The 11,788-nt window shown below is 72.2% G+C and carries 8 protein-coding genes; 5 read left to right on the forward strand and 3 right to left on the reverse strand.

Going from position 1 to position 11,788, the window contains the following annotated elements:
- The coding region (locus D7W79_RS09590; protein ID WP_120525047.1) for an OPT/YSL family transporter at nucleotides 1-1,104 on the forward strand (1,104 nt) is incomplete at its 5' end.
- A 96-nt stretch (nucleotides 1,105-1,200) separates the two neighbouring features.
- Here D7W79_RS09590 and D7W79_RS09595 read toward each other — a convergent pair.
- Complete coding sequence (locus tag D7W79_RS09595; protein ID WP_208729679.1) at nucleotides 1,201-5,118, reverse strand: serine/threonine-protein kinase; 3,918 nt, start codon at nucleotides 5,116-5,118, stop codon at nucleotides 1,201-1,203.
- Nucleotides 5,119-5,484: 366 nt separating this feature from the next.
- Here D7W79_RS09595 and D7W79_RS45705 point away from each other — a divergent pair, with 366 nt between their 5' ends.
- Nucleotides 5,485-7,050 (forward strand): Tox-REase-5 domain-containing protein, encoded by a 1,566-nt coding sequence (locus D7W79_RS45705; protein WP_120525048.1) that lies wholly within the window; start codon nucleotides 5,485-5,487, stop codon nucleotides 7,048-7,050.
- Nucleotides 7,051-7,062: 12 nt separating this feature from the next.
- A complete protein-coding gene (locus D7W79_RS09605; RefSeq protein WP_120525049.1) occupies nucleotides 7,063-7,815 on the forward strand; it encodes an immunity 52 family protein in 753 nt (250 codons plus the stop codon).
- Between the two features lie 54 nt (nucleotides 7,816-7,869).
- Here the strand turns inward: D7W79_RS09605 and D7W79_RS09610 are convergent, their stop codons facing one another.
- Nucleotides 7,870-9,405 (reverse strand): Do family serine endopeptidase, encoded by a 1,536-nt coding sequence (locus tag D7W79_RS09610; RefSeq protein WP_120525050.1) that lies wholly within the window; start codon nucleotides 9,403-9,405, stop codon nucleotides 7,870-7,872.
- Nucleotides 9,406-9,844: 439 nt separating this feature from the next.
- Here D7W79_RS09610 and D7W79_RS09615 point away from each other — a divergent pair, with 439 nt between their 5' ends.
- Both D7W79_RS09615 and D7W79_RS09620 read left to right on the forward strand, forming a co-directional pair.
- Complete coding sequence (locus D7W79_RS09615) at nucleotides 9,845-10,306, forward strand: response regulator (protein ID WP_120525051.1); 462 nt, start codon at nucleotides 9,845-9,847, stop codon at nucleotides 10,304-10,306.
- Nucleotides 10,307-10,380: 74 nt separating this feature from the next.
- A complete protein-coding gene (locus D7W79_RS09620; protein WP_120525052.1) occupies nucleotides 10,381-11,184 on the forward strand; it encodes a glutaminyl-peptide cyclotransferase in 804 nt (267 codons plus the stop codon).
- A 21-nt stretch (nucleotides 11,185-11,205) separates the two neighbouring features.
- On the opposite strand, the gene D7W79_RS09625 is transcribed toward D7W79_RS09620, so the two are convergent.
- Nucleotides 11,206-11,742, reverse strand: a complete 537-nt coding sequence (locus D7W79_RS09625) for a metal-dependent hydrolase (RefSeq protein ID WP_120525053.1) — start codon at nucleotides 11,740-11,742, stop codon at nucleotides 11,206-11,208.
- Between the last annotated feature and the right edge of the window lie 46 nt (nucleotides 11,743-11,788).

Consider the following 11,788-nt stretch of genomic DNA (forward strand, 5'->3'; position numbering starts at 1 on the left):
TCGCTGACGTGGGGCGTGGGGATGAGCCCCATGCTGCTGGCGGTGGGGATGATGACGGGCCTGCAGCTGGCGCTGAGCATGCTGCTGGGCTCGGGGCTCGCGTGGGGCGTGCTCGCGCCGGGGCTCGTGGACGCGGGCGTGGTGTCGAGCGCGGCGTACGAGCCGCTGTCCTCGTGGCTGATGTGGCCCGGCGTGGGGCTGATGGTGGGCGCGGCGGTGGTGTCGCTGGCGGCGCAGGCGCGGGACTTCCTGGGCGCGGCGAAGGACCTGCGCTCGGTGGGCGCGAGCCGGGGCGGGCTGCCCCGGTGGAGCCTGTGGGGGGCGGCGGTCGCGTGCGCGCTGGCGGTGGCGCTGGGCGGGGTGCTGTTCGGGCTGGGCGTGCCGTCGATGCTGCTGGCGCTCGTGCTGCTGGTGCCGCTGTGCGCGGTCTGCGCGCGAGGCGCGGGGCAGACGGACGTGTCGCCGGTGAGCCAGATGGGCAACCTCACGCAGGTCGTCTTCGGCGTGGTGCGGCCCGGGGAGCTGTCGCCCAACGTGGCGGCGGGCTCGGTGGTGGCGGGCGCGTCCGCGCAAGTCGGCGTGAGCCTGTGGTCGTTGAAGGCGGGGCACCTGCTGGGGGCGTCGGCGTCACGGCAGCTGGCCGCGCAGTTGGTGGGCGTGGCGGTGGGCGCGGTGGTGGCGGTGCCGGCGTACCTGCTGCTGGTGAATGCGTACGGATTGGGCACGGCGGTGTTGCCGGTGCCCGCGGCGGCGCAGTTCCGGGCGGTGGCGGAGGTGTCCGTGCGAGGCCTGGCCGGCCTGCCGCCCTACGCGGGCTGGGGCGCGCTGGTGGGCTGCGCGGTGGGCGCGGTGCTGACGCTGGCCGCGAGGGGCCGGGCGGCGCGGTGGCTGCCGTCGCCGGTGGCAATGGGCATCGGCTTCATCACGCCCGCCTACTTCGCGGTGACGCTGTGCCTGGGCGCGGGGCTGGCGGCGCTCGCGCGGAAGTGGTCGGCGAAGACGACGGATGCGCACGTGCCCTCCCTGGGCTCCGGAGCGCTGGTGGGTGAGTCGCTGATGGGGCTCCTCATCGCCGCGACGACGGCGCTCTCGCGGTCGGCATAGCGCTGACGGAATCCGCCGGGCCTTGCGCATGCGCCAGGGACAAGGCGCGTGCGCGCCGCACGTGGCGGCATGCACGCACGCGATGGAGCGGGGGCGCTACGCCGCGGGCGTGAGGTCCCGCACGCGCTCCAGCGAGCGGCGGATGCGGTCCTCCATCAGGTTCGGCACGTGCGCCGCGCGGGCCAGTGCCTCTCCGAGCGCGAGCATCGCCTCCGCGAAGTCGCCCCGGCGCCACGCCGCGAGGCCCATCATCTCCAGCACCTCGAGCGGCTCCTGCTCCACGGACGCCTGGGCGGAGCGCTCCCGCAGGGCGTGCCACTCCTCCGCCGTCGCGTCCCGCGCGGACAGCTCCACCATGGAGAACAGCACTTCCTCCGACGGGCTCAGGTTCACGCCGTGGCGGTTGTTCGCCATCGTCTGCCGCACCTGCTCCAGCAGGTCTCGCGCCCGGTCGTGCCGGCCCGTCCACGCCATGGCCCGCGCCTGGAGCAGGAGCGCCCACGGACGGTGCGCCACCTCCGGATGCCGGCGCTCCAGCACGATGGCCCGGGCGATGTGCGGCGCCGCCGCCTCCACGTCGCCCGCCTGGTAGTACAGCTCGCCCATGTTGTGCTCGGCGAAGTACTCCCAGCCCACCACGCCCAGCTCGCGCCCCAGCTGCATGAAGCGCTCCTGGTCCTTCAGCGCGTGCGTCAGGTCGCGGCGTGCCACCCACAGGTTGCGGCGGTTGTTGATGGCCGAGCCCAGGTGGAAGCGGTCTCCGCGCTCCGTGCACGCGCTGATGACCTCGTCCATCACGCGCTCGGCGCCGTCGATGTCGCCCAGGTTGGGCAGGATGACCGCCATCAGCAGCAGCGCCACCACCAGCGTCTCGTAGCCCGCGTCGCCCAGCTTGCGCGCCCGCTCCGCCGCGGCCTCCAGCGGCATCAGCGCGTCCAGCCACTCACCCTTGCGGAACTGCGCGCGGCCCAGCGCCAGCAGCAGCCGCGCCTGCACGTAGGGTGACGTCACCGTCTCCGCCAGCTGCTGCGCCTCCTGGGCCCGCGCCTCGCTGCGCGCGTAGTCGTTCACCCAGTCGAGCGCCATCGCCTCGTCGAGCAGCAGCTCCACCTCCGCGCGCGAATCTCCCAGGCCCCGCGCCCGCTCCCGCGCGATGGCGAAGTCCGTGAGCGAGTCCTCGTACCGGCCGATGCGGTAGCGCATCAGGCCGCGGCCCCGCAGCGCCGTGAGGCCGCGCAGCTCGTCCTCGGGCTCGATGAGTTCCAGGGCGCGCGTGTACATGGCCTCCGCGTCGAGGAACGCGTGACGGCCGCGCGCGGACTCCGCCAGGTCGATGGTCAGCGCCGCCGCCTCGTCACGCAGGCCCGCCGCCGCCGCATGCAGCGCGAGCCGGGCCAGCCGCTGGCGCTCCTGCGCACCCGCCGGGCTCAGGTAGTGGCGGTACGCGGCGCGGTGGATGCGCGCCTTCTCCTCGGAGGGGAGGCCCGCGACCACGGCCTCGCGCACCAGTTCGTTTCGGAAGCTCAGGCCCTCCAGCCGGTGCTCCACCAGCAGCCCCGAGTCCAGCAGCCGCCGCGTCGCATGTCCCACGTCCAGCGGGAACTGCGCCGCGGCGCCGTCGCGCTCCAGCTCGCGCACCACGCCGTCCGCCGCCGTGGCGGTGAAGGTCGCGCCCAGCAGCGCGCACAACCGGGCATGCGCGGCGAGCGCCGGAGGCAATGCGCCCAGCTCGCGGTCCGCCAGCCACTCCACCAGCCGCAGCTCCGGCACGCGGTCCAGCTCGTCCGTGACGAGGTACCAGTTGCCGCCCGGCGATCGCTGCCGCACCAGCCCCTGACGCTTGAGGCCGCGCACCAGCTCCACCAGGAACAGGGGCACGCGCTGCGCTCGCTCGACGATGCGCTCCACCGCCTGCGCGGGCACGTTCTCCACCGGCCGGAGCAGCGCGCGGCACAGGGCCTGCGCGTCGCTCGGAGACAGGCCGGACAGGGGCAGGTCCAGCTGGCGCGCGGCGCGGGCGCCCCATGCGGGGCGGCTCTGCTCGAAGCCGGGACGCACCAGCACGCAGACCCACAGGGGTACGCTCGTCTCCGCGAGCGCGGCGTACTCCAGCGCGTCCAGCGCCGTCTCCTCGGCGAAGTGCGCGTCGTCCACGATGAGGCACAGCGGCCGTTCGCGGGCGCTCGCCGCCAGCAGCTCACCCGTGGCGCGCAGGGCCAGCGAGCGCAGCGCGCCCGGGGCCGCGGCCCAGCTGTGCAGCTCCGGTCCGCCCGGCGCGTACCACCCAAGCGTCGCGGCCACGCCCGGCCACAGCTCCATGCCCAGCCGGGTCCCCAGCCGGTCGAGGATGGCGGTGCGGCCGTCCTCCTGCGTGTCGGTGTCGTCGCGGTCGAAGCCGTGCAGCGCCACGCGTAGCAGCGTGCGCAGCGTTCCTTCCGGGTCGCCTTGCACGGGCTCGCGCGAGCGCATGGAGTAGACGCGCGCGTGCGGCAGCGCGGCCCTCAGGCGCAGGCTCAGCGTGGAGGACAGGTGGCTCTTGCCGTGGCCCCGGTCGCCGCGCACGGTGACGATGGTGGGCGCCGCGTCCGACACGGCGGAGCGGGCGCTCTCCAGCAGCTGCTCCAGCTCCGGGTCGCGGCCCACCAGCATCGCGCTGCCCATCTGCAGCACGGTGACGTCCGGCCGGGGCGCGGCGCCGGAGGGCGCGGGGCGCATCAGCCCGGAGCGCCCTACCACCGGCAGGCACGGCACCTCCGGCACCGCCTCCGCGGCGGCGGGGGAGAGCAGGGGGCCTCGCAGCTCCGGCACGTGGGGATAGCGGTCCTCGCGCGCGAAGATGGCGCCCAGGTAGCGGGGCGCGCCGTCGCGGCGGCGCTGCACGGTGACGGTGGCCACGTCCACGAGCGCGGCGGGGGCGAGTCCCCGCTCGGCCAGACCTTCGGCGGCGCGCAGCGCGCGGCGCACGGGGTTCTCTCCCACGTCGGGGTCGAAGACGCCCGCGAAGCGCTCGCCGTCCGTGAAGGCCATGTGGCCTCCGTAGGCGGCCAGGGCCTTCTGCACGGCGACGGGGTTCGCGCGTGAGGAGGTGAACAGCACCGCCACCGAGCGGCGCGTCTGCGCGGGGCGCACCTCGGGCAGCAGGGTGAGCCGGGGCGCGGGCTGCACCGCGGACTGGCCCGCGTGGTCCAGCGCGGCGCGCAGCGCCTGGGCGACGGTGGCGGCATCGCGAGGACGGCGCGCGGGCTCCTTGGCCAGACAGCGCAGCACGACCTCCTCCACCGGCGGCGCCACCGGGGCGAACTCCGACGGAGGCGGGGGCCGGAGCGACAGGTGCGCCTGGAGCACCTCCGTGAGCGTGCCGAAGAAGGGCGGACGGCCGGTGATGAGCTCGTAGAGGATGATGCCCAGCGCGTACACGTCCGTGCGCGCATCCAGGGCCGCGTGGCCGGCGCACTGCTCGGGCGCCATGTATTCGGCGGTGCCGGCGAAGGAGGACGGGTCGCCGGGCGTGCCGTCGTCGGCGAGCGCGTCGGGGGCCGGGCGCTGCACCAGTCCGAAGTCGAAGACGCGGGCGCGGTGGTGGGCGTCGTCCAGGAAGACGTGCTCGGGCTTGAGGTCGCAGTGCACCAGCCCGTGCGCGTGCACGACGGCCACCGCCTCCAGGAGCGCGCTGGCGCGAGGCCCGAACTCCTGCGGCGACATGGGGCCGGACACCTGGGCCAGCCAGTCCGCCAGCGTGGGCAGCGGCACGTACTCCATGGCGACGAAGCGCTGTCCGCCGGGCAGCGTGCCCGTGGCGTGGAGCGCGGGCACGGTGGGCGGCCCGATGACGCGCAGCGCCTCCGCCTCGCGAGCAAGCTGCGCCTCCGCGAGCGCGATGCCAGGGCGCGCCAGCTTCAGCGCGATGCGTTCGCCCTCGGTTCCGTCCGCGGAGCGCTTGTGCGCGGCCAGGAGCACGCCGAAGCCGCCGCGCGCGATGACCTTCTCGCAGCGGTAGCCCGGAACGTCGGGCACGACGAGCGAGGCATCGGATGGCGGAGCGGTGGGAGGCGGGACGCCGGGCGGGCACGGCGCGTGAGAGCCCTCCCAACGCCGCCCGCATGTGAGGCAGCGCGGCACGGACGCCACTCTACGCCACCGCCGCCGTGATTTTCGAACCCCCGGAGTCGCTCAAACGACGGACGCGTGAAGCACCTGTCAGAAGTCCTCCCATGCCCGGAGGGCTTCCAGGCGCCACGCCGTGTGAACCGCGTGACACCGGACATTCGGGGCAGCCAGCGGGTCAGCGGGTCGCCCGCGCACCGGCCGCGTCATTTCGCACCGCATCGCGGCAAGGATGTCAGGACTCCCTGCTAGCCCTGTTCAGCGGGAGGAACGGGCATGAGCGGGACTCAGGCACTGCGTGGCAGGGGAGGGTTCCGGCGCGCATGGCCAGGCCTGGTGCTCATCGCGGGCCTGGTGGGCTGCGCGGGGGGACGCGCGCGTTCCTTTCCGGTGGGGTTGCAGGGCTACGCGCGCTACCACAGCGCTTCGCCCGCACCGCTGCATGGGGATGTGTCCGCGGGGGCAGGCGGCACGGTGGGGGATGCGGCTTCCGTCATCGGGAACTCGGAGGAGCGAACGCGGCAGGCCGTGGAGCTGGGCCTGCTGGAGGTGGACGCGTTCGAGAAGCTGCTGCTGCGCGCCGGGCTGGAGGACCTGGAGGAGCTGCCGGTCCGCCGCAATCCCTTCACGCCCGATGACGCGGCCGAGGTGCTGAACCGGCTGATGGAGAAGCCGGTGACACTGGGCACCTATCCGCCCCGCATGGCGGCGGGCTTCCTGCTGCGCGAGGTGCTGGAGGGCGGCGAGGTGTCCCGCGAGGAGCTGGTGCACCGGATGGAGCGGTTCGTCCGGGAGCAGGTGGCGGTGCTGCGGCCGGACGGGTACCTGGCCTGGGCGCTGGATGGGAGCACGCAGCAGAAGGTGGGGTCCGTGCAGTGGAGGGACGGGACCTTCCGCGCGGGCAACTTCGAGCTGGGGCGCTTCTACAGCGGGAGGGGCGGTGTCTTCCGCCACGTCGATGCGCAATTGCGAGCCACGGACTGGCGGCCGCTCGCGGAGGTGTACGACGACGCGGACGTCCTCAGCCGCTCACTGGATGGCGCGGAGGATGCGTTCGTGGAGCTGTACCACGGCATGGGACAGCTCCTGTCCCATCCCACGGACAGCATCGCGAGCCTGCGCCATCTCCCCGAAGGCGTGGCGGCGCTCATCACGTCGTCGCCCGCGTACTGGGAGCGCTTCCGCTACATGACGGAGGGCGAGCAGATCCGTGAAGCAGCGCGGCTGACCACGAACGTCCTCATGCTGTGGGGCACGGCTTCCGCGACGACGCGAACGTTGACGCGAGCAGCGGCGGGTGTGGAGGCCACGGTGCCCGTGCTCGCGGTGTCCGCGGAGGGATTGCTGAGTGTCGAGCGCGTCGCGGTGCCAGTCGGGCGCGCGGCGGCGGTGCTGAGCGGAGGACCCGGCGCGGCCCTCATCCTCCAGAAGGCCAACGCGGCGCCGTCTCCGGAAGAGCCCGGGAAGTGGGGGCCCACGAAGGAGTCGATGTCCGAGCGGGCCCGGCGCTACCAGGAGCAGATCTCCGGGCACTCGGCGGACGAGGCGTACTGGGTCGGCGACGTGAAGTTCGACGGATTCCGGGACGGAGTGCTACTGGAGGCCAAGGGGCCGGGGTATGCGAACAAGTTCCAGGAAGGCTTGGCGCCAAAACGCTGGTTCAAGGATACAGGTGCCGAGGCGCTCGTCGATCAAGCGTCGCGACAAACCAAGCGAGTCCAAGGAATGGGATTCCGCATCCGATGGCATGTCGCGGAGGAGAGGGCGGCCGATGCAATTCAGCAACTCCTCAAGCGCGCTGGTCTCAATGAGATCGAAGTCGTTCACACCCCCGCACGCTGAGCAGAAGACTCCATGACCACGGAATCCAAGCGCCAAGCCTACCCCGATAGCTTCTTTGTCGGCGGTTACTGGGGAGCGCGGAAGGAATCACCGGAAGCATGCGCCAGTCGTGCGGCGGTCTTGCTCGAACGCCTGGCCGCGTGCGATCCGCTTCTGGCCCATTGGTACAAATCCATCAGGTCCCGAAAGGGCACGAAGAAGCTGTCATTGATGCCGCCCGATGTGTCCGTGCTTACGGACCTGTTCCGACGGGGCACCAACCGAGAAGGGGGACGCGTTTTTGAGGAACTGGGCTTCCATGTCTGGTTCCTGAACGAAAGCGATCCTGATGACGTGGACCTGCGTCTCCGATGCGGAGACTATGCTGGGAGCAGTCCCAATTCCTGCCTCCTCTCCCTTCCATTCGAAGGACCGAACGCGGAGCGGGTGTTGACCCCCTCCGTGTTGGAGGCCGTGATGCGCGGGATGGTGGCCGCCTGTGAGCCGGAATGGATCACGGCCATGTCCGACTACCATCGGGAGCTGGATGATCCAGGCAACAAGACCAATACCAAGCTCGGCTGGCTGACCTACTTCTCCAAGCAGCGCGGCACCGTGCCGCCACTGCCCGCGCCCGTGCGCATCGAGCCCGTGGAGGACAAGGGCACCCTCATCCTCCTGACCCCGGAGCGCTTCACCGTGGCCAACCCGGAACACGTGGCCCTGGCCGGGCGCGTGCGCGAGCTACTCACCCGGGCCGGGCTCATCCAGCCCCGCACCCGCTGAAAACAACGGCGCGCTCACACCCCGGCCGGTGGAGCGCGCCAACACAAATCCAAACTACCGCTGCGGCACTTCAATCGCGCGCAGCAACGCTCCATCCTGTCCGGGCACCCGCGCGCGCAAGAGCAGCGCGGACCCCGGCTCCGCGGACGTCAGGGCCTGCGCCGCTTCCGCGACGCCGGACACCTTCTGGTCGCCCACCTGCGTCAGCACCATCCCGGGCATGAGCCCCGCGCGCTCCGCGGCGCTGCCGGACTCCACCGCCACCACCTGCGCGCCGCCGCTGCCGTCCTGCGCCTCCGACAGCCGCAGGCCCAGCCGCTTCGACAGGGGCGCGGGCGTCGCGTCCCGGGGCGTCATCTCTTCCTCGCCCCGCTGCGTGGGCCGGGTGCCCAGCTTCACCGGCACCTCCATCGTCCTGCCACCGCGCACCAGGCTCACCTTCACCTCGCTGCCCGGCTTGAGCAGCGCCACCGCGCGCGTCAGCGACCCGGCGGAGTCCACCGCGCGCTCGCCTACCGACGTGATGATGTCCTCCTCGCGCAGGCCCGCCTTCTCTCCCGGCCCGCCCGCGGAGACGCCAGCCACCACCGCGCCCTTCGCCGCGTCCACTCGCAGCGCGCGCGCCAGCTCCGGCGTGAGGTCCTGCACCGCCAGGCCCACCCAGCCCCGGCGCACCACGCCTGTCTCCTGGAGCTGCGGCAGGAGCGCCTGGATGAGGTTCGCCGGCACCGCGAAGCCGATGCCCGTCGCGCCGCCGATGATGGCCGTGTTCATGCCCACGACCTCGCCCTTCATGTTGAAGAGGGGGCCGCCGGAGTTGCCCGGGTTGATGGCCGCGTCCGTCTGGAGGAAGTCGTCATACGGACCCGCGTGGATGTCGCGCGCCCGGGCGGACAGGATGCCCGCGCTCACGCTCGACGCGAGCCCGAACGGATTGCCAATGGCCATCACGGGGTCGCCCACGCGCAGGCCATCCGAATCCCCCAGCTTCACGAACGGCAGCTTCCCGGACACGCCCTTCAGCTGGATCAGCGCCACGTCCGTGAGCGAGTCGCGGCCCAGCACCTCCGCGTCGAACGCGCGCCCGTCCTCCAGCTTCACCCGGACGGTGTCCGCGCCCTCCACCACGTGGTTGTTCGTGATGACCAGGCCGGACGGGTCGACGATGAATCCCGAGCCCAGCCCCTGCTTCGCGGGCGCGCCGCCCCCTTCGCCGAAGGGGTTCTGTCCGCCCTGCATGCCGAAGCGCTCGGCGAGGCCGGGGGGAAGGCCCTGCATCATCCCGCCCATCGCGGGCCGGGCGCGGGCCTGCACCTCCACGTTCACCACCGCGCCCTTCACCGTGTCCACGAGCGGCGCCAGCGACATGAGTGCGCCGGGCGAACCGGGCGTGGGCGCTGAATAGACCGCCGGCTCCACCTTCGCGCCCGAGGGCGTGGTGGCCGTCGGCGTGGAGCCCGACTTGAGCGACAGCGTGGGGCGGGAGGGAGGAGCCACGTCCGCGGCCGGCTTGCAGGCCCCCAGGGCAACCAGGGGCATCAGCGTGAGCGCGCGGGCAAGGTGGCGGCGGGACGGAAGCGTGCGGACCATCGTGCGTTCTCCTTGGTGGCGGCCGGAAAGCGGGCCTTCCGGACGGAGAGGGGGAAGAAAGAGTCGAACCGGATGCGGTGGGCACCCTGGGAAGGAGGCAGCGGTCCCGTTCCACCAGCGACACCGGGAGCCACCGGTGGCCCAGCTGCCTGAAGGGAGCTCTTGGAGGAAGCCCCGCATCCGGTCCGACGCCCGGACCTCATTGCAGCCCGTGGGCCAACCCCTCCAGAACCCCCCTTCAGAGGGGAGCTCGGCCCCGGAAGGCCTCCGGACGCGGGGCAAAGTGCCCCAACCGGGGCATTTCGCCCGGAGGCGGCATGCCCCAAGCCCCACCGCCACGGCACCTCCCAGGCATGGCACGGCGGATGCTCATGAAGCCGGAGGTCCCCCGCGAGCGTCACCGCCGCGGAACCTTCAACCCCTTCAGGAGTCCACGCCCATGGTGCACGAGCAGCCGGAAGGAGTCGCGCGCGGCGCGGCCTGGGAAGACCCCCACTCCGAGCCCGCTCGGGCCCCGCGCATCCTGGTGGCGGATGATCAGCTGGAGATGCGCACGCTCATCCGCAAGATGCTGGTGCGGCGCGGCTACGAGGTGGTGGAGGCGTCGGACGGGCCGGACCTGGTGCGCGTCCTCATTGAAGGGCTGACGGCGGAGGAGTCGCGCGCGCCCGACCTCATCATCACCGACGTGCGCATGCCCGGCTTCACGGGCCTGGAGGTGCTCGCCCGGCTGCGGCGCGAGCAGTGGAACACGCCGGTCATCCTCATCACCGCCTTCGGCGACGTGCAGCTGCACCGCGAGGCCCTCCGCCTGGGGGCCGCCTGTGTGCTCAACAAGCCGTTCGACATGGACGAGCTGCGCGGCGCGGTGGAAGTGGCCCTCGCGGTGACGCGCGAGTGACGCCGCTCCACATGCCGGCGCGCTAAGGTGGCGTGGCCCGCCGCTCGTGAAGCCGGCTTGTCGCAAGGAAGCCCATGCGCCGCCTCCCCTGGTCCCTGTCGTTGTTCCTCCTGAGCCTGGGGTGCGCGCCCACGCAGCGCCAGACGCCGGACGCGGGCGCCCTGGAGGCCAGGCCCCAGCGGCTGGCGGTGAACATCGTCCACACGTATCCGCACGACCCCTTGGCGTTCACGCAGGGGCTCCAGTTCCACCAGGGCCAGCTCTACGAGAGCACCGGTGAGAAGGGCGACCTGCGCCGCATCTCGCTGGAGCAGGCGGCGCCCCTGTGGAAGGAGTCCCTGCCGGACGTGTTCCCGGAAGGGCTCGCGAGCGACGGTGAGCGGCTGTACCAGCTCACCTGGCAGGACGAGACGCTCTTCGTGTGGAACGGCACGCCGCCCGCGAAGGAGAAGCAGGTGGCCTACGTGGGCGAGGGCTGGGGCCTGTGCTACTGGCAGGGCCAGCTGGTGCGCAGCGACGGCACGTCCACGCTGCGCTTCCACGACCCGAAGGACTTCCACGTGAAGTCCCAGGTGCAGGTGACGTTGCAGGGCGTGCCGCAGGAGATGCTCAACGAGCTGGAGTGCGCGGAGGACGGCGTCTACGCCAACGTCTGGCATTCCAACAACATCCTGAAGATCGACTACGCGACGGGCCGCGTGCTGGCGGTCATCGACGCGTCGGCGCTGGCGCAGGCAGTGCGAGGGCGGGTGCACAGCTATGAGGCGGTGCTCAACGGCATCGCGCTGGAGCCCGGCACCGGCCGCCTGTTCCTCACCGGCAAGCTGTGGCCCGACCTCTTCGAGGTGACCCTGGTGGGGCCCGCCGCCAAGCCGTAGGGCATTTCCAGACAGCCTGCTTCAGGCCGGGCCGGAATCACCCTGCCGGGAGAAGCGCCGCCGCACCGTGCGGACCACCTCCGCGTCCCAGCGCGGTGACAGCAACTCCAGCGCGGTCCGCTGGAAGGGCAGGGCGCACGCCAGGCACGCCAGCATCGCGGCCAGACCGATGAGCGAGTTCTGCCACGAGGCCAGGTTCCACTGGCCGGACCAGGACCACGCCTCCAGGCTCTGCGGCCACAGGTAGTGGATGGGCCAGCCAGGACCGCTCCCGGCGAGGTCGCACAGCAGATGACCATGGAATGCAGCCACCGACAGCAGGGCCACGGCTGCTCGTTGCCGTGCCAATGCCGTACAGACCGCCAGCGTGACGAGCGCTCCCACGTAGCCATGAAAAATCACGTGGTGATAACGCGAATAGAACTCTTCACCCGCCAGCAATGACAAACCATCCAGGTCCGGCGCCAGTCCCGCGCAGGTGACCAGGAGGCGGTCGCGCCGCTCGCGCAGGCCTTGCGCCAGGAGCCAGGACAGTTCGGCGTGGACGATGGGGCTCATGGGCACATCAGCGTACGTCATACCGGGGCCTGGGCGAAGGTTCCCG

This window comes from Corallococcus exercitus (genome assembly GCF_003611585.1).
Taxonomy (GTDB): domain Bacteria; phylum Myxococcota; class Myxococcia; order Myxococcales; family Myxococcaceae; genus Corallococcus; species Corallococcus exercitus.